This window comes from Lentzea rhizosphaerae (assembly GCF_042649515.1).
Lineage (GTDB): Bacteria > Actinomycetota > Actinomycetes > Mycobacteriales > Pseudonocardiaceae > Lentzea > Lentzea aerocolonigenes.
The window spans coordinates 286,628-312,315 of record NZ_JBHRZI010000036.1; the positions used below are offsets into that span (position 1 = coordinate 286,628).

Sequence of the window (25,688 nt, forward strand, 5' to 3'; positions counted from 1 at the left end):
CCCGCACCACCCTGCTTCCAGTCGCCCCACCCTGCTTCCGTCACACCACCCCGGCTCCCCGCCACTCCGGTCAGCTCGTGGGCGGCGCCGAAGCCGCGTCCACCGGCGGCGCGGCATCGGTCGGCGGCGCCCCGCTGCTGACGGACAACGTCACCGCGGTGCCCCGGAAAGCGATCCCCTGGGGCGACTGTGCGACCACCGCGCCAGGTGGCTGCGGCGAGCTGACCTGCACGGTCGTCACCTGGTAGCCCGCCTCCCGCAGCACCGCCGACGCCCGGCCGACGTCGGAGCCCACCACGTCGGGCACCTTCATCTGGCCGTCGCCGTGCCGGTAGCGGTCCTCGACCTCGGGCAGGGGCTTCTCCGGCAGGTCGGCGTGCGCCTTCATCATCGTGTCGAACCAGGTGGCGGCCGGCACGGTGCCGCCGTAGATGTTGCCCGAAGCGCACAGGCGGGGCGGGCCCGCGCTGACGCAGATGCCCTTCGGCGAGGTGCTGTCGTTGAACACCTGCACCGCGCCGGCGTAGTCGGGGGTGGCGCCGAGGTAGGCGGCGGACTTGTACTCCTCGGTCGTGCCGGTCTTGCCCATCATCGGGCGCTTCCAGCCGGCCTTGCGCGCGGTCAGGGACGCGGTACCCATGCCCTTGCTGTCCTCGCTCAGGCCCACGGCGAGCGCGTTGGCCAACGGCGTGGGCACGGCCTGTTCGCACGCAGGTCGTTTCAGGTCAACGGGTTTGCCGTGCCGGTCGAGGACTCGGCGGACGGGGGTGGGGTCGCACCACGTGCCGCCGCTGATGATGGTCGCGGCCACGTTCGCGAGTTCGAGGGTGCTGGACGGCGCGGGGCCGAGGGTGAACGAGGCGTTGCCGTTGGACTTGTAGTACTCGGCCTGGGAGACGCGGAGTTCCTTGTCGCCCTTGGGGTCTGGAGGAACGCCGGCGATGTTCGTGGCCATCGTCCTGCGCATGCCCAGCCGGGAAGCCATGTCCACCACGGCGTCCAGGCCCGTCTTCTCCTCCAGGATCACGAACGCCGTGTTGGGCGAGGTCGCGAGTGCCTGGCGCAGCGGCATCTGCGGCGGGTAGCGGTCGTTGTGGTTGGCGAGGCAGTACCAATGGGTGTTCGGTTCGCCGGTGGGAGGACAGGACGTGGCGCCGCCCTTGAACACCTTCGAGGTGTAGGAGTTGGGGGCGGCGACGACCGTGTCGATGCCGAGGCCCTTCTCCAGGGCGGCGGCCGCGGTGAAGATCTTGTAGACCGAGCCCGTGCCGAACTTGTTCTCCACGCCGCTCGGCAGGTCGAACTGGGTCTGGAACTGGTCCTTGTTCAGGCCGTAGTCGCGGTTGGCCACCAGGGCGACGACCTCGTGCGCGTCCTTGCCCGGACGGACGACCGCCATGGTGTTCGCCACGCCGGGAGTGGTCTTCGGGGCCTGCCTCTCGACGGCCTGCTTCGCGTTCTCGGTGATGCGCGGGTCGAGCGTGGTCTCGATCCGGTAACCGCCGATCTTCAGCTCCTCCAGGTTGAACCCGGCCTCGGTCAGGTAGTTCACGAGGAACGAGCAGAAGAAGCCGTACGACGGTCCGGCGCCCACACAGCCAGTCTGCAACGGGCGCACGGGTTCGCTGAGGCCCAAAGGTGCGGCCTTGTAGCGTTCGGCTTCGTCCTTCGGGAGCTTCTCGTCCGCCATCATCGCGTCGATCACGAGGTTGCGGCGCTCCAAAGCCTTGTCCGGCCGTGCTTCCGGGTCCAGCGCGGTCGGGCTGTTCACCATGCCCGCGAGCGTCGCGGCCTGGGTGATCGTCAGCTTGTCCGGCGTCGTGTCGAAGTAGGCCTGCGCGGCCGCGCCGACACCGAAGATCGTCGACCCGAACGGGACCAGGTCGAGGTAGCGCGCCAGGATCTCGTCCTTGCTCAGCGCGGTTTCCAGGCCCACCGCGATGCGCGCCTCGCGGAGCTTGCGGGTGACGCTCTGCTCCTGGGCCGCGCGCTGGGCGTTCTTGTCGGTGCGGGCGAGCACGTGGACGAGGTAGTTCTTCACGTACTGCTGCGTGAGCGTGGAGGCGCCCTGCTGCACCGAACCGCTGGAGTTGTTGCGGGCGGCGGCACGCAGGGTCGCGAGCCAGTCGACGCCGTGGTGGTCGTAGAAGCGGCGGTCCTCGATCGCGAGCAACGCGGTCTTCATGTGCGGCGAGATCTTGTCCGGTGGTGTCCGCACCCGGTACTGGTCGTACAGGTGCGCGATCGGCGCCCCGCCGGAGTCCGTCACGGTCGTCATCAGCGGCGGATCCGTCGTCAGCATCAGCGCCAGGGTCGACTTCACCTGGTCGCTGATCTTGTTGGACAACGCTCCGAGCGTCGCGGTGGCGGGGAAGAGGAGCCCGGCGAGCAGCACACCGGCGAGCAGGCAGCAGGCGGCGAGCTCGCCGGCACAGCGCACGATCGGTTTGCGTTCCACGGTCGGACTCCCCTCGCTGAATGCGCCTGAAGACGGTTACCCGGCGAAACAGCGATCAGGCGCCCGCATCGAATGAACTGGACGACGAGAATTCGTCACCGCGAGTGCCAATGCAGCCTCTTGCTCACCCTCTTGTGTCAACAAATCGCTGTCCGGTTTTTCCGTTCCCGGCACGGGTAGCTGGCCATCAGGACCATTCACGTGCGGGGAGGAAAACCAATGTCGTCGCAACCATGTGCCGGTCATCTCGTCATTCGCACCGCTGCGATCGCGTTGGTCGTGAGCATTCTGAGCCCGGCCACCGCGCACGCGGCCGACGGCTCGGAAGACCACTCCGCGGGCTCGCAGATCGCCAAGCACGAGGGCACCGGCGAGATGCCGCTGACCCCACCGGACCTCGGCGTGGGCCGGGTCGACGGCATCGACGTCAGCAGCCACCAGGGCAAGGTCGACTGGGGACACTGGTGGCGCAACGGCAAGAGGTTCGCCTACGTCAAGGCGACCGAGGGGACCGGGTACCGAAACCCCAACTTCACGCAGCAGTACACCGGTTCCGCGGCCGTGGGGATGATCAGGGGCTCCTACCACTTCGCGCTGCCGAACAAGTCCGACGGCGCGACGCAGGCGAGGTTCTTCGTGCAGAACGGCGGCGGCTGGTCGCGCGACGGCAAGACCCTGCCCGGCACACTCGACATCGAGTACAACCCGTACGGCGGCGACACCTGCTACGGCCTGAACCACGCCGCGATGGTGGGCTGGATCCGCAGCTTCAGCGACACCTACCACGCGCTCACCAAGCGCTGGCCGGTGATCTACACGTCCACGTTGTGGTGGGACAGGTGCACCGGCCGCACGGGCGACTTCAGCTCGACCAACGCGCTGTGGATCGCGAGGTACGCGCCCGCCGTCGGCCCGCTGCCGTACCGCTGGCCGTTCCACACGATCTGGCAGTTCACCTCGTCGCCCATCGACCAGAACGTCTTCAACGGCGGCGCAGACCGGCTCGCCGCGCTCGCTTCGGGATGACCGGTGCACGCGTCGGCCCGCAGGTCGGAGCTCGTCCTGCTCGTCTTCCTCGCCGTGGTCTTCGCCGTGTCGTCGACCGTCGTGGTGGGCTCCGTCGTCCACATCGAACGAGCCGGCCTCGTCGTCGACGGTCTGAACGACGGCGCCGTCCTGACGGCGGCGGCCGTGCCCGACATCAGCGTGACGGCCGGTGACGACAGCGTCCTGGATCGAGTGGAAGTTCTCGTCGACAACGCGACGATCGCCACTCGCCGCGACGGAAACCGCGTCACTCTCGAGAATTTCTCACCCGCTGAAGGGGGTCACACGTTCCTGGCACGTGTCCGCAGCGCGACGCCGCTGGTGCTGGACGCGAAAGTCGAACACGAATTCACCGTCACTCGATGCGGTTGAACTTCGCCGCCGATGTTCAATTCACGATCGTGCCCGGGTACCAGCGGATCGTCCGATCGACCGCATTCCCAGGAGGACGACGTGAAAACCCGGACGACCGCACTTGCCGCATTGTGCGCCGCGATCCCGCTGGTGCTCGCTCCCACGGCAGCGAACGCGATCGCGTGCTACGGCAACCTCAGCGACACCGTCGGCACGCTGACGAAGATCACCCGCGAGGAGTTCATGTCGCGCGTCTGCGGTGCCCAGCTACGGCCAGGAACAGACCGGCGCGACGTCAAGGAGCTCACCGACGTCGTGCTGCCCAAGGCCGTGTCCGGGCTCGGTGGACTCGAACTGATCTACGCGCGCGCCAAGCCCGTTCTCGACGGTGTCGTCGAGAAGTGCTACTCGCCGCAGGACTACTGCAGTCCCGACGCCGTCGGGCGCGCCACCCGGTGCGTGAAGAGCGAGCTGCCCGACCTGGCCATGACCGCGCTCGGACCCGACGTGCTCGCCTCCAGCTGCGAGGGTCTCGAGGCCGCGGCCGCCACGGATCCCCAGGCGCTGCGGGAAAGGGCTCGCGCGGCCGCCGAGTCCTACCTCGGTTTCCTGCGGAACCGGCAGAGCTGACCCGAGCACGTCCGAGGCGCGCCGGTGCGCACGGATCGGCGCGCCTACGTGTGCGCACAGCCGCTGCCGATGACACTCTGTGAGGAATTCACTAGAGAGGGTGCTTACCTGGTCAAGAATGACTGGCAGGCCTGAGCAGGGGTATCTGCCACTCGACAGAACCACCGCCCACGTTCAGGAGGGACAAGGGCAATGGCCATCGACGACATCCTGAACGAGGGTCGGAGGAGCTTCCGGACCCGATGGCTCGGCTACGACCGGGACCAGGTCGACGAGGCGTACGCGCGGCTCGAGCACCTGCTCGGCAGCGCCTGCGCGGACCGCGACGCCGCTCTCACCACGGCGGAGGACCTCAGCCGTCACCTGGAGGAAGCGCGCACGGAGCTCACCGAGTACCGGAAGATCCATGCGGGCTACAGCAACGAGAACGCCGTCTCCGGGTGCATCCGGTACCTGCTGCACGTGGCGAGGCAGAAGGCCGAGCAGATCGAGGCCGGCGCCCGCACTCGCGAGGAGAACGCCGCCCGCCTGCTCGACGAAGCCGAACAGGAGTCCCAGCGCAGGCTGGCCGAGGCGAACCGGCGCGCCAGGGAGATCGTCGGCGAGGCGCTGGAGCAGTCCCGGCTCATGCTCGCCGATCTGGCTGAGCGGCAACGGTTGCTGGACCACTGGTACGACGAGGTCGCGACCACGCCGAACCTGCCGCTGCCCCGGCACGGCGAACCCGTTCTCGCCGTCGTCGAACGGACAGACGTGCCGAGCGTGACACGATGACCGCCCTCGTTCCCGAACCCGTTGCCGTCACAGCGACCTGCGTGCTGGTCGACGTCCGCGACTGCGGTGCCGCCGGTGTCCGGTGGGCCGCCGCGTGTGCGTCCGCGCTCGGCGTCGGCCTGGTGGTGCACGCCGCCGCGGAGAACGACCCCGCGCACGCCGACATCGCGGCTTTGCTCTCGCAGCACCCGGATCTGTCCGTCCACATCGAACACCACGGCCACCACCTGGCCCGCTGGGAAGGCGGACTGGTGGTCATCTCCCGCGCCTGCGCGATGACCGCGCCGCCGCTCGCGGGCCGCGATCTCCGCGACGTCGTCGTCCTGGGCGGTTCCAACGCCGCGCTCGCCGGGTGCCACGGGGTGGTGACAGCGGTGACCGATCCCGTCGGGGGAGAGGGCGTGCTGCGCCGGGCGATCACGTTCTGCCGTGCGCGCGGAGCCACCCGCCTGCGGGTGCTGACACGTCCGTACGCGGGTGCGGCCGACTCGCTCGACGCCGCCGCCGACCTCGTTCACGCCGCCTGTCCCGGCGTGATCGTCGAACTCGTGCGCGAAACCAGGTCCGTGGGCCAGGAGGTGCGGTCGTTCCCGAGCGACCTGCTCGTGGTGTCGGGCCGGGAACGCGCACCGGCGGAAGGACTCCAACCGGCGGCGCGGGCGGCGCTGCACCAAGCGACCTGCCCGGTGCTGTTCAGCTGCTCGTGATCGTGCTCGTGACAGGGGGGAGTGACCTCACGTGACCATCGGCAGAATCGTCATGTACGTCTTCGCCGCGATGCTGGCAGGAGTGACCATCGGTCTGCTGAAGAGCTGGCCCGCTCCTGCGCCGCCGCAACACCAGGACGTCGCGCAGCCGCAGGTTCCGCCCGTGGTGGCGAGCATCTCCGTCCGGACGTCGCCGCCGTCGTCAACCCCACCACCGTCGTCCAGCGCCGCCGTGGCCGCTCAGGCCGCGCGCAGGCCAGGTCCTGAGCTGCCGCCGGGGGAACCGGTGCGCTCCCAGGGCGAAGGCTGGTGGCGGACCGTCGCGGGCACGACCGCGCAGGTCGGCGCGGGCCGGGTGCGGACCTATTCCGTGGAGGTCGAACAGGGCGTCGTGCCACCACAGGCCCAGCAACCGTTCGCCGCGGCGGTCGACCAGGTTCTGGCGGACCCGAGGGGCTGGATCGCGTCCGGTGACGTCGCGTTCCGCCGCGTGGACGTGGCGCAGCCGGACGTGCGGATCCGGCTCACCGCAACGGAAACGGCCCGGGCGACCTGCGGGTTCGCCCTGCCCTACGACACCTCGTGCTACCTGAACGGCGTCGTGTACGTGAGCGCGCCGCGGTGGTTCCGCGGCGCCGAGTCGTTCGCCGGTGACCTGGCGGGCTACCGGAAGTACCTGATCAACCACGAGATCGGGCACTTCCTCGGCCACGGCCACGAACCCTGTCCCGCCAACGGCGCTCCCGCGCCCGTGATGATGCAGCAGACGTTCTCCGTCTCGAACGACGAGCTCGCCGCGATCACCGCCACCGCACCCCAGGGCCTGCGCATCCCGCGTGACGGCAAGACGTGCGTCGCGAACCCGTGGCCGCACCCGGAGGTGGCGAGGTGAAGATCGCGATGGTCTCCGTGCGGGACAACCCCCTCACCGCGCGGCGCGACCCGGACGCCGTCGGGCAGCGCCTCCACGTCGCACAGCTCTCGGAAGCGCTGGCACGGCAGGGACACGAGCTGACGATCCACACCCGCCGGACCGATCCGCGGCTACCGCGTCACGTCCGGGTGGAGCGCGGCATCGAGGTCGTGCACGTGCCGGCCGGTCCCGCCGCGGTGCTCGGTCAGGACGCGGTCGTCCCGCACATCGGGGAGTTCGCACGGAACCTGGACGCCTGCTGGGCGAGCGAACCGCCGGACGTCGTCCACGCGCACCACTGGACGTCCGGACTGGCGGCGGTGCTCGGCGCGCGCCGAGCTGCAATCCCGGTAGTGCTGAGCTACCACGGGATCGAGGGCGGCGACTCGGCGGGAATCGAACGGCTCGCCGGGCGCGGGGCGGCGGGTGTGATCGCCACGTCCGGCCACGAGGCGAACGAGCTCGCCCGGTTGGGCGTGCGCCGATCCAGGATCTCGATCGTCCCGTGGGGCGTGGACACGCGGATGTTCACGCTGAACGGCCCGGTCGCGCCGCGCAACGGGATGCCCCGCATCCTCGCGGTGGCAGGACTTTCGCCGCGCGACGGCGTCGACGACCTGATCGGCGCGCTCGCCGCGGTGACGTGGACCGAACTGGTCGTCGCCGGTTCCGGGCTGCCCGAGGACCTCCAGCGGCTGCGGGCGTTGGCGGCACGGCACGGCGTCGCCGACAGGGTCACCTTCCTCGGGCGCGTGCCGCACTCGGACGTACCCGCGCTGATCCGGTCCGCGGACGTCGTGGCGTGTCCTCAGTGGCACGCGTCGTTCGGCATGGTGCCGCTCGAAGCGATGGCGTGCGGCGTACCGGTGGTGGTGTCGTCAGGCGGCCACACGGAGTCCGTGGTGCACGAGGTGACCGGCCTGCACGTGCCGCCGCGCAAACCCGTGCTGCTGGCACGGGCGTTGCGGGGAGTGCTGGCCGACGACACCCGACGTCAGGAGCTGGGTGCCGCCGGTCAGGACCGCACGCGCGTCCGCTACGCGTGGGACCGCGTGGCGTTCGACATCGCACGGGCCTACGAGCGCGCGGCAGGACCCGAGGTGATCGCCGCGCAGCGCGCGCCTAGCTGCGGTTCTCCACGAGCCACGCCGCCGCGTCGTGCAGTTTGACGTTCGTCGACTGCGAAGCCTCCACCAGCATCCGGAAGGCGGAGGCGGCGTCGAGGTGGTGGCGCTCCATGAGGATGCCCTTGGCGGTCGAGATGATGTCGCGGTTCTCGACGGCGATGCCGAGCTGCGCCTCACGCTGCGCGCCGACCAGGGCGATCGCGGCGTGCGTCGCGAACAGCAGACCGTCTTCTTCGGTGCGTTCGTCGAACGCGTCGAAGCGGCTCGAGTACAGGTTGAGCGCGCCGAGTGTCCGGTCCGTCACGAACAACCGATAGGAGAGCAACGAGTGGATGCCGTTCTCCGCCGCTGTCGGGCCGAAGGCGGGCCACCGGATTTCCTTGCCGACGTCGCCGACGCGGTAGGTCTGGCGCTCGGCGATCGCGTCGACGCACGGCCCTTCGTGGAAGTCGTACTGCAGCTTGTCGATGATCTCGACGATGCCGCTGGTCGGGGCGACGGTGCGGATCTTGCCGCGTTCGACCAGGGAGATCCCGGCGTGTTCGGCATCGGGGACGTACTCGACGGCGGCCTTCACGATCGCGTGCAACGTGGTGTCCACGTCCGGCTCGGCTTGCAGGGTTCTCGCCACGTGGCTGAGGGTCTCGGCGAGCTGTCTGAACCCGCCGTCATCAGTCGCGGTCATGATGCCTCCATCATCAAATGTCCGGCGCACCTGATTTTCGTACCCTGAACGGCGGTCTGTGCAAACACGTTGTCGTGTCACACATGTCACCGTTTCGGTGAACCGTCAACCGGCCAGCGGCGCCCTCCTCTGCTCGATCGGCGCGAAGAGGTCACCGACCTCCGCGACGCGGTCCAGCACGTCGTCCGCGGTGAACGTCAGCTGCTCGGGACGGCGGCACTGGCGGACCTCGTCCCAGGTGACCGGAGTGGCCACTGTCGGCTCGTCGCGGCCGCGCAGCGAGTAGGGCGTGATGGTGGTCTTGGCCGGGTTGTTCTGCGACCAGTCGATGAAGACCTTGCCCTCGCGGCGCACCTTCGCCATCGTCGACGTCACCAGATCGGGTGTCTCCCGCTCGAACGCCACCGCGACGGCCTTCGCGTAGGCGGACGGCGACTGCGCCGCCGGTGCGTCGATCCCCGCGTAGACCTGCAGGCCCTTCGACCCGGACGTGGTGGCGACCGGGGTGAGCCCGTCACCGGCCAGCACGTCGTGCAGCCGTTCCGCCACGCGGCAGCAGTCGACGACGGTGGTGCCGGGACCGGGATCGAGGTCGAACACGAGCCGGTCCGGGAGGTTCCTCGTGCCGCCGGTGACCGTCCACTGAGGAACGTGCAGTTCGAGGGCGGCGAGGTTGGCGGCCCAGACGAGCCCGGCGAGCTCGTGGATCAACGGGTACCGCACGATCTCGTCCGAGCCGCGCCGGGAACCGCCGCCGCGCAACGGAACTGCCGGCAGCCAGGAGGGTGCGCTGGCGTCGACGTTCTTCTGGAAGAACTTCTGGCCGTGCACGCCGTCGGGGAACCGGACGAACGTGACAGGGCGGTCGCGCAGGTGCGGCAGGAGGAACGGTGCGATCCGGGTGTAGTAGGCGATCACCTCGCTTTTGGCGGTGCCGTCCGGGTACAGGGGTTTGTCCAAGTTGGACAGTGCGAGGGTGCGGCCGCCCGCCTTGACGGTGACCCGGTTGGTCACCTCGGGAGGTGCGGGGTGGTCGTCTGTTCTGGTGGTCGGGAGAGGTGCGGGTTGCGGGCGGCCGGGTTCCGGTGCGGTCACCTCGCCGGGCTCGCGGTCGGCACGCAGGCCGCGCCACGCCGTGTGCCGGAGCCTGCCGCCCTCGCCGCGGCTGAACTGCCGAAACCTCACCTCGCCGACCAGCACCGGGTCCACCCACCTGGCGCGCACGACGTCCTCGCGCGGGGGAGTGGTCGCGAACGGGTGGCTGCGGCGTTCCAGGGGCTGGAGGCGGTCGCGCAGGAGGTCGCGTTCCTGCCGGGTGAAGCCGGTGCCGACGTCGCCGATGTAGACGAGCTCGCCGGTGGCCGGGTCGTGCGCGCCGAGCAGCAGGCCGCCCACGGTGCCGGTGAAACCGCTCTGGCCCGGCCGCCAGCCGCAGACGATGACCTCACGGGTCTGCACGAGCGGGTGCTTGCACCAGAAATCCGGTCTTTTGCCGGGGATGTAGGGCGAGTCGAGGCGTTTCGCGACCAGCCCTTCGTGGCCCTCCGCGGCCACCCGTTCCAGCAGTCGTTGCGGGGTGAGGCGTTCGGCGGCCAGTTCGACGGCGCTGAACGACGGCACGACCGCCACGTGGAACGGGTCGGGCATCGGCAACGAGGTGAGCAAGCGTCGTCGCTCTTCGTAGCGCCGGCCCAGCAGCAGTTCGTCGTCGAGCTGGAGGAGGTCGAACACGAGGAACCGCACCGGGACGTCGGTGAACGGGTCGTCGCGGCGGGCGGTGCGGTGCTTCTGGAAGCGGCCCCTTCGTTGCTGCAGCAGGCCGAAGTCGATCTGGCCGGACTCGTTGTAGACCACCACCTCGCCGTCGAGCACGGCGGTACGCCCGCGCAGCACCCCGGTCAGCTCGGCGAACTCCGCCGTGAGGTCGAGCCCGTTGCGGCTGGTCAGCACCGTCGTACCGTCCGCGGCGATCCTCATCGCCACGCGGTAGCCGTCCAGCTTGTACTCGTACGCCCACTGCGGGCCCTCGCGCAGCCGGCCGCCGTCGGGCTTGGCGAGCATGGGGTCGATCCACGGGGGAACGGAGTCGTGTGCCACGGCGGCCTCCGATCCCTGGTGTGTTGCCCGCTCACCAGGAATCTGAAGGTAGCCCGATCGGCCTAACCGTGCGCGTCAGAGCGTGATGACGACCTTGCCTCGGGTGTGACCGCCCTGGACGTGCGCCTGGGCGTCGGTGGCCTTCTCCAACGGATAGGTGGCCTCCACGTGCGGGGTGTAGGCGCCGGCCTGGCCGTGCCGCGCCGCGTCCGCGAGGGTGGCGGCGGCGTTCGCGTTGCCCGCGACGAGCGCGACACCGAGCGCGGCGGCACCGAAGTCGGCGATCGTCGCGACGCGCGAGGCGTCACCGACGATGGCCACGAGATCGGCCAGCGAGCCGGAGCCCGCCGTGTCCAGCGCGGCATCCACACCGGCGGGTGCGACGGCGGCGACCCGTTCGGCCAGGCCTTCGCCGTAGGTGGTCGGAATCGCGCCGAGCTCGCGGAGGTAGTCGTGGTTGCGCTCGCTCGCGGTGCCGATCACCGTGGCGCCGCGGGCGACGGCGATCTGCACGGCGGCCGACCCGACACCACCGGCGGCGCCCTCGACGAGCAGCGTCTTGCCGGAGAGGTCGCCCAGGGTGTTGAGGCTCTCGACGGCGGTTGCGGAGGCCAGGCCCGCCGCGCCGGCCTGTTCGGTCGTCCACGTGCCGGGCACAGGTGCCCAGGCGGTGAGCACGGCGTGCTCGGCGGTGGTGCCCTGGCCCAGGCCGAACACCCGGTCACCGGTCTTCACGCCGGTGACGCCCTCGCCGATCTCGTCGACGACACCGGTCGCGTCGTAGCCGGTGATCGCGGGGAACGTGGTAGGGATGACCTGGGCCATGTACCCGGCGCGGATCTTCCAGTCGATCGGGTTCACGCTCGTGGCCTGGACTCTGATCCGGATCTCACCGGGTCCTGCGTGCGGATCCGGGGCGTCCTCGACGGTGAGGACGTGCGGGTCGCCGAACTCGTGGAAACGCACAGCGCGCATGGCGGATCTGCCTTTCACTGGAAGGGATTCCCCAGCGGACCACCAGTGTGGACCTGGCCGCGGCTTCCGGCTCGGCGACGGGTCAACCGGCCAGGGCACGTTCCTGCACGGGAATCAGTTCCGCCAGCCGCGGTTCGTCCTCCGGTTCGGAGAGCAGCGGCGCCGTGTCGGAGAGCAGCCGGTCGACGGCCCGGAGCTGGGCGGCGATCCGGGACCGCACCCGCCGCAACACCTCGACGCGTTCCTCGGCGTCGGCCACGATGCGCCGCGCGTGTTCGGCCGCCTCGCGGACGCAGCTCTCGGCGCGGGCCCGTGCGGCACGCTCCTGCTCGGCCAGCGCCCGCGCGGCCTCGGCCCGCCGCAGCGCCACGGCCTGCTCGAAGTCGTCCTGTACACGCCTGCGCGCCTGCGCCGCCTGCTCGTCCAGCTCGCGGCGGCGGCGTTCGGCCTGCCGGGTCATCGCCTCCACCTCGGCGTGCGCGCGGTCCATCAACGCCCGGTGCTCCGCCTCCGCCTCCGCGTGCCGCTGCTCGAGCTGCCCGACGAGGTGCTCGGCCCGGCGCCGCAGCCGGCGGGTCGTCTCGTCCGCGGACGACCAGCTCCTGTCGGCGACCGCCCTGGCGCGCTGGGTGATCTCCTCGGCCTCGTCGTGCGCCAGCTCCACCATGCGCCGCAGCCGTTCTGTGAGGCCCTCGGTGTCGACCGGGGTCCGGGAGATCCGGTCGATCCGCCCGCGCAGCTCGGTGATCTCGGACCGCGCGGCCTGCAACTGCTGTGCCAGTGCGTCGGCGCGTGTCACCGCGGCATTGCGGTCGGCGGTGAGGATCCTCAGGTCGTTCTCGACGGCGTCGACGTGCTGATCGACCTGTTCCCGGTCGTAGCCGCGCCAGACGACGTCGAACCCGGTGCGCAGGGGCAGGAGGTCCCCGCGGGTCTGCATGGTGTTCCGCTCCTTCCGGTGTGTGCGAGCCTCTGCACCACTCTTAGCACTCGGGCGTGGAGAGTGCTAGAAAGCTCTCGGTGGAACTGACGAAGGGAACAGCAGGAGCAGAGCATGATCGGTGAAGCCGCACCCGTCGGCGCCGCGACGCTGACGATCACCGGACCGCACCCTCTCACCGTCGAACTCACGGAGTCGGTCGTCATCGGACGTGATCCCGGCTGTGGCGTCGTTCTCGACGACGTCACCGTGTCGCGGCGCCACGCGGAGCTGCGTCGCGAAGGGAACCTGGTCGTCCTCGAAGACCTCGGCTCGCTCAACGGCACCTACCTCAACCGCAGTCCCGTTCAGCGGGCGGTGCTGCACGACGGTGACGCGATCTGGATCGGCGACCACCGGATGATCTTCCGTGCGCCTCGGCCGGCGCGCCGGCCCGTGGACCTGCGGCCACTCGCCCGTGCGAGCTGACGGCGCAGGGGGCCAGTTTGCGCGCTCGCGGCGCGGGTACTCCTTCGTTCGGCCCACGTGCTGCGAGCAATGGAGCAATTCTTGGACGGGTGTGAGTCTGGCGAGAGAGTGCCATTGGCGTCAGCCGAGGTCGTGAGTCACGAGCTTCCGGACGAGACGCCGCCTCTGGTGCACATCAGGCGCTGGCTGCGGACGACCCTCGCGAAGTTCCCCGACGACCTGCTCGGAGACGTTCTGCTGGTGTGCACCGAACTCGTCAGCAACGCCTACGACCACGCGCGAGGTCCGCGTGACGTGCGGGTGGCGCTGAAGGCTGGTGGCAGGGTGGTCCGCGTGGAGGTCGACGACAGCAGCCCTCAGGCGCTGCCCGCGCCGGGGAAGTCCACCGCTGGGTCGTTCCGCGGGCGCGGTCTGGTGCTGGTCGAGCGCATGGCGAGCCGGTGGGGTGTCCTGAGCCGAGGCGACCACAAGACGGTGTGGGCCGAGTTCTCGCTGGACGGCGCGGCGCACCCCGCCTGAAACGTCCACATCGGACTGGTTCAGCCCGTCGGCCGGACGCTCCTGCCGGCGGTCAGCGCCTGCTCGACGTCCGGGTACAGCTCGAGCACCTGGTCGAGGCCGGACGCCGTGACCGGGCGCAGCACCGCGCGGTGGGCCGCGGCGATCCGCAACGGGATGCCGGTGGCACCGGCGCGGCGCTGTTGTCTCACGAGTTCGTTGAGTCCGGCGGAGCCGAAGAACGTGAGTCCGGTCAGGTCCACCACGACCGGGAACGGTGGTGTGGCCATCGCGACCGCGGTCCTCAGTTCGAGCCGCAGAGCGTGGACGGTCTCCTGATCGAGTTCGCCGGCGGCGCGCACGACGATCGCCAGCCCGTGCACCTCGCGCTGCACGTGCATCGGCAAGTGAAAGATGTTCGGCATTTCGAGCCTCCTCGCCCCCCGGTGTCGGAAGACGCAGCTGCAGGCTCAACCGGTCATCTTCAGACTGTAGACGTCGAAACGACAATCGCCAACCACGCCGCCTCCCGCGAACTGCCCTACAGGACCGGATCCACTGACAGCTCAGTGGTTTTCGCAGACGAAACGCCCGCGCGTTCGTAGACGCGCAGGACCTCCCGCGCGACCTGGTTCCAGGAGTACCTGGCGTCGATGCGGTCCAGGCTCGCCATCGAGAACTCCTGCCGCAGGGTGTCGTCCAGCAACAGCCTGTGCAGCGCCCGTGCCAGACCGTCGGAGTCATCGGGCGTGACGAGCAGTCCCGTGACGCCGTCGACCACTACGTCGGCGAGTTCACCGGCCGCGGTCGCGAGGACCGGAACGCCGCACGCCATCGCTTCGAGCGCGACAGCACCGGACGGTTCGTGCGCGGGCGCGCACACCACCGCGTCGGCAGACCGCAGCAGCGCGGGAACGGCCTCGTGTGCGACCGAGCCGACGAGCACGACCCTCGGCGCCACACCGATCTTCTCCGCCCGTGCCCGCAGTTCCGCGGTCGCGGGAGAGTCTCCGGGAAGTCCGGTGATCACCAGCTCGGCACCGTCCACTCGCGACAGTGCGGTGAACATGGCGTCGATGTTCTCGTGCGACGGCAACGATCCCGCGACGACGACGCGGTACTTCTGATCGCGGTGAGCGAGAGGTCCGTCCGGGGTGAACGCGTCGAGGTCGACGCCGCTGGTCACGACCGAGATCTTCCTGCGGTCGACGCCCGCCGCCGTGAGGGCGAAGGCTTCGCTCGAACTGGTGGCGAGGACGTGCGCGGCCTCCTTCGCGACCAGCGCCTCGATCTTGCCGCGCTCGACAGGACCTCGGTGGTTCCCGGACCCGGCCAGCGAGTGGAACGTCTGCACGACGGGTACACGCACCCGTCGCCCGCCGAGCACGCTCACCAGTCCGGACATCCAGCGGTGCCCGTGCACCCCGTCGGGCTGGGACCCGGCCCACTCGCGCAACAGGAACGACGCGAAGTCGCCCATGTGCGGCAGGGCGTGGTCGTCGTCGAGCCGCGTCGGAGGCCCGGCCGGCACGTGCACCACGTCGTACCCGTGGGCCGCGCGCACTCGGTCGGGCAGGTCCGGGTCGTCTCGGCGGTGGTAGACCGTCACGTCGTGGCCGTGGCGGCACAGGGCAGCCGCGAGACCGGTGACGTGCGGATCCAGGTCCTGCCCCAGCGGACTGGCGTGGGCGGACACCATGGCGATCTTCACTTGGCACTCCAACGGTTGAGGTAAGACGAGCTGTCTGCTCAACTCGGAGTCACCGGTCGTCGATCTTCGACGATGGCGGCGGGTACCCACATTCGGTGATCGGAAACCGTTGTCCTGGTCAGTGGCCGGGCTTCGGGAGCTTTCCGGTGCGGGTGAGCTGTTCGGCGAGGTCGCGCAGCTTGGTGTTGGTGAGCTGGCTGACGCGGGTGAGCGCGGCGAACGCCTGGTCCGCGTCGAGGCCGTGGCGCTCCATCAGGATGCCCTTCGCCTGCCCGATCAGGTCGCGCGTCTGCACCGCTTCGCCGAGGTGCCTGCGTTCCTGCGCGGTGGACAGGGCGATCGCCGCGTGCCCGGCGAACAAGGAACCGACGTGCTCGGACTCGTCGCTGAACGCGTTGACCCCGCTCGCGTAGAGGTTGAGCGCGCCCAGGTCGTCGTTCTCGACGAACAGCTGGAACGACAGCATGCTCGCCACCTCCAGCTTCACCGCCCTCTCGACGAACAGCGGCCACCTGCCGTCCTGTTCGAGGTCGGGCACCGAGACGATCTTCTCGTCGAACAGCGCGGTCAGGCACGGACCCTGGCCGGCTTCGAGCTGGGCCTGGTCGACCTCGCACGGCAGGTCGCCGGTCGTGGCGACGGTCCGGACCTCGCTCCGGCGCAGCACGGTCATGATGCCCGCGTGTTCGGCTCCGGGAATGGTGCCCACCGCCGCGTGCACGATCGCGTCCATCGTCGCCTGCTCGCCGCCCTGCTGCTGGAGCATGCGGGCGATCTGGGTCAGGTGGGTGGCCAGGTCCTGGCTTTCTCCTGCGGTGTGGTCGGCCATGAGAGGCGGTTACCCGAACCGGCGCCGAATCACGCGGTGCCGTTGGGGGCCATCCGGTTGGTGACACCGATCCGGGGTATCCCAGGTGGACGGTCGTGGCCGTCCGGTCCCGTCGGGACGGACGGATGCCTCGACCTTCGCCGCGCACGCGCGCTCTGAGCAGGGCGGTGAGACGTGGAGCAGACACTTCCGACCGTTGGCGTGGAGGAGGAGTTCCTCCTGGTCGATCCGGTGACCGGTGTCGCCGTGAACAAGGCGGCCGAGGTCGTCGCCGTCGCTCGCGAGGCGTTCGGGCTGGAGCTGGAGCACGAGCTCACCTGGACGCAGGTGGAGATCAACACCTCGGTGTGCGGCGACGCCGAGCAGGCGCGGCGTGAGCTGCGCGCCCTGCGGCGGGCCGTCGCGAAGGCCGCGCGGGAGGCGGGCTGCCGTGCGATCGCGGTGGGCGCTCCGCCGGTCGGCGACACGGAGGGTGTCATCACGGACGGTGTGCGGTACCGGCTGATCGCCCACGAGTTCGGGGCGCTGGCGACGCAGCAGCTGATCTGCGGGTGCCACGTGCACGTCGCCGTTCCCGATCGGGAGACCGCGGTGCAGGTCAGCAACCACGTGCGGCCGTGGCTGCCCGTGCTGGGCGCGGTCACCGCCAACTCGCCGTTCTCGCGCGGTGCGGACACCGGGTTCGCGAGCTGGCGTTCGATGGTCTGGTCGCAGTGGCCGGTCGCCGGTCCACCGCCGTTCTTCACGTCGTGGGAGCACTATCAGGCCGTGTGTGACATGTTGCTGGAGGCGGGCACGGCCCTGGACCCGGCGATGGTCTACTGGGACGTTCGGCCCTCTTCCCGCTGGCCGACGGTCGAGGTGCGCGTCGCGGACGTCGCCGCCAGCGTGGACGACGCCGTGCTGCTCGCGGCCCTCGTGCGCGCGTTGGTCGCCAACGCGGTGATGGACGTCGAACGTGGTGTTCCGCCGGTGCCGGTCCCCGTCGAGACCCTGCGCCAGGCCTGCTGGCGCGCGGCGAGGGACGGCCTCGCCGGCAGCGCCCTGGACGTGCTGTCCGGACGGCTGGTCCCGGTGCGGCAGCAGCTGGACGGGCTCGTGGACCGGCTGCGGCCGGTGCTCGCGGTCAACGGTGACCTGCCGCTGGTCGAGCACGGTCTGCGGGCGCTGGACCGCGACGGCTGTGGTGCGGACCGCCAGCGCCGCGCGTTCCGAGACGGCGGCGTCGAGGCCGTGCTGGACCTGCTGGAGGCCGATGCCGCGGATCACCCGTCGCGCCGCGGCGTCGTCGAGGTGAAGATGGCCGCGGACGTGGACCTGTCGAACAGCGACGCGCTGGAGCGGCGATGTGCGGAGGCGGTGGACGCGGGTGCGCGGGAGATCGTGCTCGACCTGTCCGACGCGGTCTTCTTCGGCTCGTCCTGCATTCCCGCGCTCGCCAGGATCCGCGCGCTCGGACTCGACCGGGGCGTGCCGATCAGCGTGGTGGCCAGCTCGACGGTCGCGCGCATGCTGCACGCGACCGCCATGGACACCCTGTTGCCGCTGCGAGTGCCCCCGGCGGCCTGAGCGTGGAATGCGAGCGCACGCCGCTGTGTTATTAGTTTCAAGTTCAACTACACGGACGGAAGTGTGTCGCGCCGCATGAAGAAGATCGGTTTTCTGTCCTTCGGGCACTGGTCGGAGAGCCCGGGCTCGCAGACGAGGTCCGCGTCGGACACGTTGCTGCAGTCGATCGACCTGGCGGTGGCCGCGGAGGAGCTGGGTGCGGACGGCGCCTACTTCCGGGTGCACCACTTCGCGAGGCAGCTCGCGTCGCCGTTCCCGTTGCTGGCGGCGATCGGTGCGAAGACCGAGCGCATCGAGATCGGTACCGGCGTGATCGACATGCGGTACGAGAACCCGATGTACATGGTCGAGGACGCGGGGTCCGCCGACCTCATCGCGGGCGGCAGGCTCCAGCTCGGCATCTCCAGGGGATCGCCCGAGCAGGTCGTCGACGGCTGGCGGCACTTCGGCTACCAGCCCGCCGAGGGTGAGACCGACGCCGAGATGGCCCGCAGGCACACGGAGGTCTTCCTGAAGGTGCTCGAGGGCGAGGGCTTCGCGCGGCCCAACCCGCGGCCGATGTTCCCGAACCCGCCGGGCCTGCTGCGCCTGGAACCGCACTCGCCGGGCCTGCGCGACCGCATCTGGTGGGGCGCGGGGTCCAACGGCACGGCGGTGTGGGCGGCCGAGCAGGGCATGAACCTGATGAGCTCGACGCTGAAGTTCGACGAGGGCGGCGCGCCGTTCCACGTCCAGCAGGCCGACCAGATCCGGGCGTTCCGCAAGGCGTGGACCGAGGCCGGGTGGGAGCGCGAGCCGCGCGTCTCGGTGTCGCGCAGCATCTTCGCGATCACGACCGACCTCGACGACATGTACTTCGGCGGTGACGGCGAGAGCAGCGACCAGGTCGGCTTCATCGACGGCCCGAACCGGGCCATCTTCGGTCGCTCCTACGCCGCCGAGCCCGACGTGCTCGTCGAGCAGCTGGCCGGGGACGAGGCGATCGCCGAGGCCGACACGCTGCTGCTGACCGTGCCGAACCAGCTCGGCGCCGAGTACTGCGCACACGTGATCGAGAACATCCTCGTGCACGTCGCGCCGGCACTGGGCTGGCGCTGACCGCAGCCGGCGGTGGAGTACGCGAGGAGCTTTCGCACTCTCGTCGAGTACGGGAGGGCCAGTCGCCGGACGGCGCCACGAGCACCGACGGACCTTGGGCGACGGCGGGTGACGCGCTGAGCGTGCCACCCGCCAGGACGAGCAACACCGCGACCAACCACGTGCGGCGTCTGTGCAGGGAGATCAACTGTTGCTCCTCACCCGGTCGGAACGGAAGCGAACACGCGCACGTCCCAGGCGCCCAGTTCCACCTCCGCTCCGGCCGGGACGCAGTCGCCCGCCAGCACGTCGGTGAGCTCCACGGGTGCCTTGGCGCGCACGGGTTCCCAGCTCCAGTTGTGCAGGACGTGGACGCGGCGGCCGTCCGTCGAGGTGCCGGTCGTCGCCGTGACGGACGCGGGCAGGTCGCGCCATCCGCTGGTGGGCAGGGGCACCAACCACTCGGCCAGGGCACACGCCAGGTCGCGGCCCGGCACGGTGCCCACGCACGTCACGCGCCCGCTGCCGTGCGCGCGGGAGGTGACGGCGGGCCAGCGGCCGAAGTGCGGGTGGTCGTACTCCGCCAGGACCTCCGCGTCGATCACGGTGAGCCCGTCGACCCAGTGCGTGGCCGTGGCGTTCTCGGTCAGGCCTCGCACCGGAACCGGCGTGCGGAGGTTGCTGAACTCGTCGTACCTCACGCCCGCGGCCTCGACCAGCCGCGCCGGGGCGATCTCGGGACGGGCCCGTGCCTCGTGGTCGGCGTACGCGGTGCGCGGCCCGAGCACGAGGTGACCGCCCGCGCGGGCGTAGGCCTCGAGCCAGTCGATCGTCGCGTCGTCCACCACGTACAGCGCGGCCGCGATCAGCACCGGGTGCCGCGCCGCGGCCTCTTCCGGTGTCATCCGGTCGCTCAGCTGCGCGGCGTGGACCATGCGCACCTGCCTCTTCGCGTCGAAGGCACCGCGGTAGAACGGGTCGATGATCCGGTGGTACGCGGCGGGGTCCGGCTCACCGTCCGCAGTGGACAGAGGCGGGTACTTCTGCATGAGCCACTTGCTGGGCGTCGAGTAGACCATCGTGATGTCGGCGTCCGGTTCGAGGCCCGCGACGAGCGCGCCCGCGGTGTCGAACTCGGCCCCCAGCGCGGCGAGTTGCGCATAGGTGCGGCCGGGTTTGCCGTTGTGGGGCAGGATTCCGCCCCAGTAGGTCTCGGCGCCGAAGTGCAGCGTGTGCCAGTGCCAGTACTCGATCATGCGCGCGCCCCGTGCCACCAGCGCCCACGCCGCCTGCCGCCACTGGCCGTCGAAAGCGGGCCGGTTGTCCCAGGCGTGACCGATGTAGCCGGCGTTGGTCTCGGTGACCAGGAACGGTTCCTGGCGCGAGGAGAACATCCAGTCGGCGGTCTGGTAGAGCGCCCAGACGCCGGTGGTCTTCCAGTGCTGCTCGAAGTCGTCCGGCGTCTGGTCCGGCAGCGCCAGGCCGTCCTGCATGTCGTAGTAGGGGTTGCCGGACGCGATGTCGAGGTTCGCGCTCAGCTCGTCGTCGGCCACGGCGCGCCGCGTGTACGAGATGCACGTGGTGACGAAGTGCCCGGGCCGGGTGTACTCGCGCACGATGCCGGCCTGCCACGCGATGAACTCGGTCACCTGGCGGGCCTGGAACTCCCGCCACGCGACGTCGTACTGCGGCTGGAAGTTGCCGTCGGGGGTCCACAGGTCGGCCCACGTGGACAGCCGGTGCGACCAGTAGACCAGGCCCCACTCGCGGTTGAGCGTCTCGACGTCGCCGTACTTCTGGCGAAGGTGGTCGACGAACCGCTGGAACACGCCGTGGTTGTGCAGCAGCTCGTTGCCCGGCTCGTTGTCGACCTGGAACCCGATCACGGCCGGGTGGTCGGCGTAGCGGGCCATGATCGCGCGGATCACCCGCTCGGCGTGGAAGAGGAACGCCGGGTGCGTGAAGTCGACCTCCTGCCGCGCGCCCCAGCCGATCCGTTGCCCGGTGGCGCGTTCACCGGTGATCTCCGGGTACTGCCGGGCGAGCCACGGCGGCACCGCGTAGGTCGGCGTTCCGATGATCACCGAGATGCCGCGCTCGTGGGCGCCGTCGAGCACCGGCTGGAACCAGTCGAGGTCGAACCGGCCGTTCTCCGGCTCCCAGGTGGACCAGACGGACTCGCCGACCCTGATGACGGTGAAGCCGGCCTCCACCATCAGGTCCAGGTCTTCCTGCAACCGGTCGCGGAGCTGGTACTCGTGGTAGTACGCGGCACCGAACAGGACACGGGCGGGCAGAACCGCCATGGGCAGAACCTCCGAAATCATCACTTGACGGCGCCGGTGGCCAGACCGGTCTGCCAATACCGTTGGAGCAGCAGGAAAGCCGCCTCCTGGAGGCGGGCAGGGGTGACCGGCACGCGAGCCGGTGGCGTGCTCGGGAAGGGTGGTGCTCGCGTTCAGGCGGGCGGGGGTGCGGTGGAGGCGCGGACGATCAGGTCGACCTGTTGGCCGTCCGTGACCGGAAGTGCCTGTCCCGGTTGCTCTATGGCGTGCACCAGAAGGGCGAGTCCTTCTCGTGCGACCGAGTCGAACGGCTGTCGCACCGTCGTCAGGGGAGGGGTGACGTAGGCGGCGACGGGAACGTCGTCGAAGCCGACGACGCTGACGTCCTCCGGCACCTTCCGGCCGGCCTCGGTCAGCGCGCGGATCAGCCCGATCGCCATGTCGTCGTTCGCCGCGAACACCGCGGTGGCATCCGCGGGCAGCTGACGACCGGCTTCGTACCCGGAGCCCGCTGACCAGTCGCCTTCGAACACCGGTGGCTCGGCGGCGTCACGCGCGGCGAGTGCGGCGCGCCAGCCGTCGAGCCGGTCCTTGGCGGCGAACCAGCGCTGCGGACCCGCGACGTGGTGCACGGTCGCGTGGCCGAGGTCGAGCAGGTGCTCGGTGGCCACCCGCGCCATGTCGTGAGCGTTGACGCTGGCGGTGAGGACGCGCGGCGCCGCGAAGGCCGGTGGCGCGCCGAGAACGAGCACCGGCACGTCGACCTTGACCGGCACGGGACCGTCGTCGATCGGCTCGGAGACCACGATGCCGTCCACACCCTGGTCCAGCAACGAGCTCACCGCCCCGGCCACCCCGGCCGGGTCGCCCTCCGCGGTGCTGACGACGTGCAACGCGTAGCCGGTGTCCCGCGCGGCCCGCTCGATGCCGAGGAGCAGCGAAGCCGGACCGTAGAGGGCGGTGCCGAGTGCGATCACGCCGATGGACCGGGTACGTCCCGAGGCGAGCGCACGTGCCGCGTTGTTGAGCCGGTAGCCGAGCTGTTCGGCGGCGTCCAGCACTCGGCGGCGGACGTCGGCGGACACGTACGGCTCGTCGTTGAAGACCCTGGACACAGTCTTCTGCGAGACACCGGCCAGACGGGCGACGTCCACGCTGCGCGGCATTGCTGAGCTCCCACTCATCTGTTGGGTCATGGTAGCTCCCGCGGCTGCTTTGCCGATCTTGCGTGGACTGTATGACTGCGTAGTCATGACTGCGCAGTCATAGTGCGGGGGCGGGGACGCGGCGTCAAGGGGCTACTTGCAGAAAGACGGGACGGAATCGGTGAGCGGTAGGGCGCATGCGTGGCCGGCCGCTACTGAGGTCGAACAGCCAGGGGTGCACACGACGTGTCGCCCCCTGCTGTTTGGCGGGGAAAGCACGTTCGGGCCGCTAGATGGCCCGAACGTGCTTTTCGCGCCAAACAACCCGCGGTGAGTGGGGTGCAGCCGCGCGGCCGGGCTTCACGCCGTGCTGCAGTCCCGCAGCCACCGCAGCTCCCGCGCCGCCACTGTCGACAGCAGCGGCGGCGCGTCGCACAGGTTCTGCTCGCACGCCAGGATGTCGGCCCTGAGCTCCTGCAGGAACAGGGCGCCGGGCGTCAGAGCCACGATTTCCCGTTGGCACTGCAGGCAGTGCGCGCTGTGGAGGCGGAACTCGGCGGTCTCCTCAGGGGTGAGCATCTCGAGCAGGTAGCTGCCGGCGGAGATCACGTGCGGACAGTCGTCGGTCAAGGCGATCCTCCAACTTCCGAGCGGTGGGAAGGGGCGGACGAGCGGCGGCGTGAGGGGCAGGCCGCCGCCCGTCCGGAGTGGACGACCCGGTGAGGGAGAGGGGCAACCGGGTCGTCCGGGGGTCAGCGGTTCGGGTGCGTGGGCTTGCCCTGGGGGTGGTCGGGCTTCTCGGGCTTGCCGGGCTTGTCGCCGAGCAGGTCGGCGCAGAAGGCGGGCACGCGGTCGGGGCCGCCCGCGGCCGTGACCAGCGCGCTGAACGCCGGGTTGTCCTTGGCCTTGCCGCCCGCGCCGGCGGTGTAGGCCTGGCAGAGGCCCTTGAGCGACGGCGAGGGGGATGCGGTGTTGTCGGGCTTCTTCTCCGGAGTCTGCGTTGCAGGGGTGGTCGTCACGACCTCCGAACCCGCCGGGAGCACGGGTTCCTCGCGCTGGTGACCGGGCAGGGTGCCCGTCGCGGCGGCCAGTGCGATGCCGCCCGCGGCGAGGGCCGTGACGCCGGCGATCTTCGCGGTCAGCACGTTCGCCAGTGCGATCTTGAGCATCCAGGGTCTCCGTCGCTGAGGGGCCGGGGCGAGACGAGCGGCGCGGAACGCGGCCACGGCGGCCTGTTCACCGGCCAGCTCACCGTCGCGGGCCGGGGCGGCGGCCGCCGTGAGCAGGTCGCTCAGGCGGTCGTGTCCGGTGGCCCTCGACCGTCCGCGAAGCAGGTGCTCCGCGGTGCGTCGGCCGATGCGGCGGGAACGGTGGTCGCTCATCTCATGTCCTTCAGCGTCAGGGCTTCGTTTTTTGTCACTCCGGTGGTGTTCGCCCTGGTGGATCGAGGTGTGCGGCCAGTGTGCGCAGGCCCCGGTGCGCTGCCGTGCGGACGGCGCCGGGGCGCTTGCCGAGCACCTTCGCGGCGGCTTTGGCGTCGAGGCCGACGACGACTCGCAGCAGCACCGCTTCCGCCTGATCCCTGGGCAGACGGGCGATGAGCGCGAGTGCGGCGTCGGTGGCCACGGAGTCCACGGCGGCCTGGGCGGTGTCGTCCGGCCCTGCGGGCTCTGCCAGTTCCTCGACGGTCCCCTGCACGACCGGCCGCCGCTGCTGGCGGCGCAGGTGGTCCATCGCGCGGTTGCGGCCGATCGTGGTCGCCCAGCCGCGGAACCCGTCGAGGTCCCCGCGGAACGACCCCAGGTCCCGCGCGATCTGCAACCAGGAGTCGGACGCGACGTCCTCGGCGTCCGCGCCCACCAGCACCCGCAGGTATCGCAGCAGCTTCGGCTGGAAGTCCCGGTAGAGCACCCGGAACGCGTCCTCGTCACCCCGGCGGGCCGCGGCCAGCACCTCGTCCGGTGTGACAGCGGCCGAGCGCTGCGGCACCCACGTGACACCGGAGATCTCACCGCTGTCGCCGAACCCCGCCGCACTCTGCACGCGCGGCATCCTGAACGAACGTCAGCCTCCTGCCAACCCCTTGTCATCGAGCCGGATGTGTACCAACCGCTCGTCCACATCGGACGCTGACCGCCCGTGAGCTGCGTCGACGCGCGGTTTCGGGTAGATCGGCCTACCGTCGACTCCCGTGACTCGACCGAGCCGTGGACTCGGACGTGAGGTGATGATCGTGATCGACCTGTCTTCGTTGTCGACCCTGCCCGCAGGCACAGGAACCGCGCCGTGGCCCGGCCACGAGTACGCCAAGGGGTGGGGCGTGTTCGGCCTGCCGTTCGACTCCGGCCACGTGCTCGCCCTGCGCGTGTTCCCCGAAAGCGACTTCGGCCCGTACCGCTCCCTCTGGCACCGCGAGCCCGGCGGCGACTGGTCGATCCACGTCGACGGCCCACGCCTGGACACGGCGTGCCCGCGCTACTACGGCGCCGCGTGCCGCCACACCGCCCACGCCCGCATCGACGTCACCTGGACCGGCAGGACCTCGCTGCGCGTCACGGTGGACTCGCCGGCGCTGGACTGGACGATGACCGTCGGCACCACGCGCCTGCTCGACGTCGTCAACGCCATGAGCGCCGCGCTGCCCCTCGCGACCTGGCGACCGCAGCCCCTGGTGCGCGCCCGCGAACTCATCGCCCGCACCCTGGGCCTGGGCCGGGTCAAGATGGCCGGCGTCATGCCGAACGGCCACAACGGGAAGCTGATGCCGGAGCGGATGTACTTCATCGAGTCCTCACGCGCGACGCTCGACGGAACCGACCTCGGCAAACCGGTGAGGGCGAAGGACAACCCGATGATCGGCAACATTCCGCTGCCCGCGCGCGGAGTGCTCGCGATCGGCCAGGCGACCTGGGAGATCCTCGACCAGGAGGAGCACGAGCGCACGCGACAGGAGGTCAACGGGGCGCCCTGAGTCAGGCGGTGGCGGGTTCGTCGTGGCACGGAAGCGGCGCGCACCAGCAGCCGGCAGGCCGCCAGGGGACACCCCGAGTCACGCGTTGGCGAGCTCCTCGAGCACCTCCGCGTGACACGGCAGCGGCACGCACCAGCAGCCCAGCGTGCGGCCGCGCAGCTCCGGCAGGCGGGCGAGCAGGTCCGGGCGGCCGAGCAGCCACGCGCGGTACTTCTCCACGACCTCTTCGCGCGTGCCGTCGGGGCCGGGCTTGAACGGGTTCGCGAACGGGGACGCGTCGAGGTGCCACCCGCCGCGGTGCATCGCCCTGCCGACGTACACGACGTCGGCGTAGTCCGGGTCGTCGCGGTGTCCTTTGAGGTTGACCACGGTCATCGCACCATCATCGGGCAGCCCGGACGAGGTGTGCCCGGCCGGGCACACCTCGT

Annotated in this window: 26 protein-coding genes; 12 read left to right on the top strand and 14 right to left on the bottom strand. The window is 70.5% G+C overall.

The features are described 5' to 3' along the window. Positions 1-70: 70 nt before the first annotated feature. Complete coding sequence (locus tag ACFOWZ_RS38940; RefSeq protein WP_382378971.1) at positions 71-2,458, bottom strand: penicillin-binding protein; 2,388 nt, start codon at positions 2,456-2,458, stop codon at positions 71-73. A 219-nt stretch (positions 2,459-2,677) separates the two neighbouring features. Here ACFOWZ_RS38940 and ACFOWZ_RS38945 point away from each other — a divergent pair, with 219 nt between their 5' ends. The 7 genes from ACFOWZ_RS38945 (at position 2,678) to ACFOWZ_RS38975 (ending at position 8,052) form a co-directional block, all read left to right on the top strand. Next, on the top strand, positions 2,678-3,484 hold the full coding sequence (locus ACFOWZ_RS38945) for a lysozyme (protein ID WP_382378972.1): 807 nt from the start codon (positions 2,678-2,680) through the stop codon (positions 3,482-3,484). 3 nt (positions 3,485-3,487) lie between these two features. Continuing rightward, the gene (locus ACFOWZ_RS38950) at positions 3,488-3,877 is read left to right on the top strand and encodes a hypothetical protein (RefSeq protein ID WP_382378973.1); all 390 of its coding nucleotides are present in this window, start codon (positions 3,488-3,490) and stop codon (positions 3,875-3,877) included. Positions 3,878-3,958: 81 nt separating this feature from the next. Beyond that, on the top strand, positions 3,959-4,489 hold the full coding sequence (locus ACFOWZ_RS38955; RefSeq protein WP_382378974.1) for a hypothetical protein: 531 nt from the start codon (positions 3,959-3,961) through the stop codon (positions 4,487-4,489). A gap of 192 nt (positions 4,490-4,681) precedes the next feature. Further along, on the top strand, positions 4,682-5,263 hold the full coding sequence (locus tag ACFOWZ_RS38960) for a DivIVA domain-containing protein (RefSeq protein WP_382378975.1): 582 nt from the start codon (positions 4,682-4,684) through the stop codon (positions 5,261-5,263). Further along, complete coding sequence (locus ACFOWZ_RS38965; protein WP_382378976.1) at positions 5,260-5,970, top strand: hypothetical protein; 711 nt, start codon at positions 5,260-5,262, stop codon at positions 5,968-5,970. The genes ACFOWZ_RS38960 and ACFOWZ_RS38965 overlap by 4 nt, the downstream gene beginning before the upstream one ends. A 31-nt stretch (positions 5,971-6,001) precedes the next feature. Continuing rightward, positions 6,002-6,862, top strand: coding sequence for a DUF3152 domain-containing protein (locus ACFOWZ_RS38970; RefSeq protein WP_382378977.1), 861 nt, complete (start codon positions 6,002-6,004; stop codon positions 6,860-6,862). Further along, complete coding sequence (locus tag ACFOWZ_RS38975) at positions 6,859-8,052, top strand: glycosyltransferase (RefSeq protein ID WP_382378978.1); 1,194 nt, start codon at positions 6,859-6,861, stop codon at positions 8,050-8,052. The genes ACFOWZ_RS38970 and ACFOWZ_RS38975 overlap by 4 nt, the downstream gene beginning before the upstream one ends. On the opposite strand, the gene ACFOWZ_RS38980 is transcribed toward ACFOWZ_RS38975, so the two are convergent. The 4 genes from ACFOWZ_RS38980 to ACFOWZ_RS38995 form a co-directional block, all read right to left on the bottom strand. Next, positions 8,006-8,695 (bottom strand): GAF and ANTAR domain-containing protein, encoded by a 690-nt coding sequence (locus ACFOWZ_RS38980; RefSeq protein WP_382378979.1) that lies wholly within the window; start codon positions 8,693-8,695, stop codon positions 8,006-8,008. The genes ACFOWZ_RS38975 and ACFOWZ_RS38980 overlap by 47 nt on opposite strands. Before the next feature lie 105 nt (positions 8,696-8,800). After that, on the bottom strand, positions 8,801-10,756 hold the full coding sequence (gene ligD, locus ACFOWZ_RS38985) for a DNA ligase D (RefSeq protein WP_382379031.1): 1,956 nt from the start codon (positions 10,754-10,756) through the stop codon (positions 8,801-8,803). A 111-nt stretch (positions 10,757-10,867) separates the two neighbouring features. Next, a complete protein-coding gene (locus ACFOWZ_RS38990) occupies positions 10,868-11,767 on the bottom strand; it encodes an NADP-dependent oxidoreductase (protein WP_382378980.1) in 900 nt (299 codons plus the stop codon). Positions 11,768-11,849: 82 nt separating this feature from the next. Continuing rightward, the gene (locus tag ACFOWZ_RS38995) at positions 11,850-12,707 is read right to left on the bottom strand and encodes a DivIVA domain-containing protein (RefSeq protein WP_382378981.1); all 858 of its coding nucleotides are present in this window, start codon (positions 12,705-12,707) and stop codon (positions 11,850-11,852) included. 114 nt (positions 12,708-12,821) lie between these two features. Between ACFOWZ_RS38995 and ACFOWZ_RS39000 the strand changes: the two genes are divergently transcribed. Continuing rightward, positions 12,822-13,175 (top strand): FHA domain-containing protein, encoded by a 354-nt coding sequence (locus ACFOWZ_RS39000; RefSeq protein WP_382378982.1) that lies wholly within the window; start codon positions 12,822-12,824, stop codon positions 13,173-13,175. A gap of 132 nt (positions 13,176-13,307) precedes the next feature. Next, the gene (locus ACFOWZ_RS39005; protein WP_382378983.1) at positions 13,308-13,694 is read left to right on the top strand and encodes an ATP-binding protein; all 387 of its coding nucleotides are present in this window, start codon (positions 13,308-13,310) and stop codon (positions 13,692-13,694) included. 20 nt (positions 13,695-13,714) lie between these two features. On the opposite strand, the gene ACFOWZ_RS39010 is transcribed toward ACFOWZ_RS39005, so the two are convergent. The 3 genes from ACFOWZ_RS39010 to ACFOWZ_RS39020 form a co-directional block, all read right to left on the bottom strand. Further along, a complete protein-coding gene (locus tag ACFOWZ_RS39010) occupies positions 13,715-14,098 on the bottom strand; it encodes an anti-sigma factor antagonist (RefSeq protein WP_382378984.1) in 384 nt (127 codons plus the stop codon). A 116-nt stretch (positions 14,099-14,214) separates the two neighbouring features. Continuing rightward, positions 14,215-15,384 (bottom strand): glycosyltransferase, encoded by a 1,170-nt coding sequence (locus tag ACFOWZ_RS39015; protein ID WP_382378985.1) that lies wholly within the window; start codon positions 15,382-15,384, stop codon positions 14,215-14,217. 118 nt (positions 15,385-15,502) lie between these two features. Then, the gene (locus tag ACFOWZ_RS39020) at positions 15,503-16,213 is read right to left on the bottom strand and encodes a GAF and ANTAR domain-containing protein (RefSeq protein ID WP_382378986.1); all 711 of its coding nucleotides are present in this window, start codon (positions 16,211-16,213) and stop codon (positions 15,503-15,505) included. Positions 16,214-16,387: 174 nt separating this feature from the next. Here ACFOWZ_RS39020 and ACFOWZ_RS39025 point away from each other — a divergent pair, with 174 nt between their 5' ends. Next, positions 16,388-17,782 carry a glutamate--cysteine ligase gene (locus ACFOWZ_RS39025; protein ID WP_382378987.1) on the top strand — a complete coding sequence of 465 codons (1,395 nt, stop codon included), beginning with the start codon at positions 16,388-16,390 and terminating at the stop codon, positions 17,780-17,782. A gap of 75 nt (positions 17,783-17,857) precedes the next feature. Continuing rightward, a complete protein-coding gene (locus tag ACFOWZ_RS39030) occupies positions 17,858-18,880 on the top strand; it encodes an LLM class flavin-dependent oxidoreductase (protein ID WP_382378988.1) in 1,023 nt (340 codons plus the stop codon). 197 nt (positions 18,881-19,077) lie between these two features. Here ACFOWZ_RS39030 and ACFOWZ_RS39035 read toward each other — a convergent pair whose 3' ends face one another. From ACFOWZ_RS39035 to ACFOWZ_RS39055, 5 genes are all read right to left on the bottom strand, one after another. Continuing rightward, on the bottom strand, positions 19,078-21,165 hold the full coding sequence (locus ACFOWZ_RS39035) for a beta-galactosidase (RefSeq protein ID WP_382378989.1): 2,088 nt from the start codon (positions 21,163-21,165) through the stop codon (positions 19,078-19,080). Between the two features lie 152 nt (positions 21,166-21,317). Continuing rightward, on the bottom strand, positions 21,318-22,310 hold the full coding sequence (locus ACFOWZ_RS39040; protein ID WP_382378990.1) for a LacI family DNA-binding transcriptional regulator: 993 nt from the start codon (positions 22,308-22,310) through the stop codon (positions 21,318-21,320). A 339-nt stretch (positions 22,311-22,649) separates the two neighbouring features. Beyond that, positions 22,650-22,919, bottom strand: a complete 270-nt coding sequence (locus ACFOWZ_RS39045) for a hypothetical protein (RefSeq protein ID WP_382378992.1) — start codon at positions 22,917-22,919, stop codon at positions 22,650-22,652. 122 nt (positions 22,920-23,041) lie between these two features. Then, entirely contained in the window at positions 23,042-23,671 is a 630-nt protein-coding gene (locus ACFOWZ_RS39050; RefSeq protein WP_382378993.1) for a hypothetical protein, read from the bottom strand. Positions 23,672-23,705: 34 nt separating this feature from the next. Further along, on the bottom strand, positions 23,706-24,332 hold the full coding sequence (locus ACFOWZ_RS39055) for an RNA polymerase sigma factor (protein WP_382378995.1): 627 nt from the start codon (positions 24,330-24,332) through the stop codon (positions 23,706-23,708). Positions 24,333-24,480: 148 nt separating this feature from the next. Between ACFOWZ_RS39055 and ACFOWZ_RS39060 the strand changes: the two genes are divergently transcribed. Further along, positions 24,481-25,260, top strand: a complete 780-nt coding sequence (locus tag ACFOWZ_RS39060) for a hypothetical protein (RefSeq protein WP_382378996.1) — start codon at positions 24,481-24,483, stop codon at positions 25,258-25,260. Positions 25,261-25,338: 78 nt separating this feature from the next. Here the strand turns inward: ACFOWZ_RS39060 and ACFOWZ_RS39065 are convergent, their stop codons facing one another. After that, positions 25,339-25,635 carry a DUF4326 domain-containing protein gene (locus ACFOWZ_RS39065; protein ID WP_382378997.1) on the bottom strand — a complete coding sequence of 99 codons (297 nt, stop codon included), beginning with the start codon at positions 25,633-25,635 and terminating at the stop codon, positions 25,339-25,341. Positions 25,636-25,688 lie beyond the last annotated feature (53 nt).

Coding starts and splice junctions, on each gene's coding strand:
- ACFOWZ_RS38945 (WP_382378972.1), top strand. CDS start 2,678: ATGTCGTCGCAACCATGTGCCGGTCATCTCGTCATTCGCACCGCTGCG.
- ACFOWZ_RS38960 (WP_382378975.1), top strand. CDS start 4,682: ATGGCCATCGACGACATCCTGAACGAGGGTCGGAGGAGCTTCCGGACC.
- ACFOWZ_RS38965 (WP_382378976.1), top strand. CDS start 5,260: ATGACCGCCCTCGTTCCCGAACCCGTTGCCGTCACAGCGACCTGCGTG.
- ACFOWZ_RS38980 (WP_382378979.1), bottom strand. CDS start 8,695: ATGACCGCGACTGATGACGGCGGGTTCAGACAGCTCGCCGAGACCCTC.
- ligD (WP_382379031.1), bottom strand. CDS start 10,756: ATGCTCGCCAAGCCCGACGGCGGCCGGCTGCGCGAGGGCCCGCAGTGG.
- ACFOWZ_RS38990 (WP_382378980.1), bottom strand. CDS start 11,767: ATGCGCGCTGTGCGTTTCCACGAGTTCGGCGACCCGCACGTCCTCACC.
- ACFOWZ_RS38995 (WP_382378981.1), bottom strand. CDS start 12,707: ATGCAGACCCGCGGGGACCTCCTGCCCCTGCGCACCGGGTTCGACGTC.
- ACFOWZ_RS39000 (WP_382378982.1), top strand. CDS start 12,822: ATGATCGGTGAAGCCGCACCCGTCGGCGCCGCGACGCTGACGATCACC.
- ACFOWZ_RS39010 (WP_382378984.1), bottom strand. CDS start 14,098: ATGCCGAACATCTTTCACTTGCCGATGCACGTGCAGCGCGAGGTGCAC.
- ACFOWZ_RS39020 (WP_382378986.1), bottom strand. CDS start 16,213: ATGGCCGACCACACCGCAGGAGAAAGCCAGGACCTGGCCACCCACCTG.
- ACFOWZ_RS39030 (WP_382378988.1), top strand. CDS start 17,858: ATGAAGAAGATCGGTTTTCTGTCCTTCGGGCACTGGTCGGAGAGCCCG.
- ACFOWZ_RS39035 (WP_382378989.1), bottom strand. CDS start 21,165: ATGGCGGTTCTGCCCGCCCGTGTCCTGTTCGGTGCCGCGTACTACCAC.
- ACFOWZ_RS39040 (WP_382378990.1), bottom strand. CDS start 22,310: ATGCCGCGCAGCGTGGACGTCGCCCGTCTGGCCGGTGTCTCGCAGAAG.
- ACFOWZ_RS39050 (WP_382378993.1), bottom strand. CDS start 23,671: ATGAGCGACCACCGTTCCCGCCGCATCGGCCGACGCACCGCGGAGCAC.
- ACFOWZ_RS39065 (WP_382378997.1), bottom strand. CDS start 25,635: ATGACCGTGGTCAACCTCAAAGGACACCGCGACGACCCGGACTACGCC.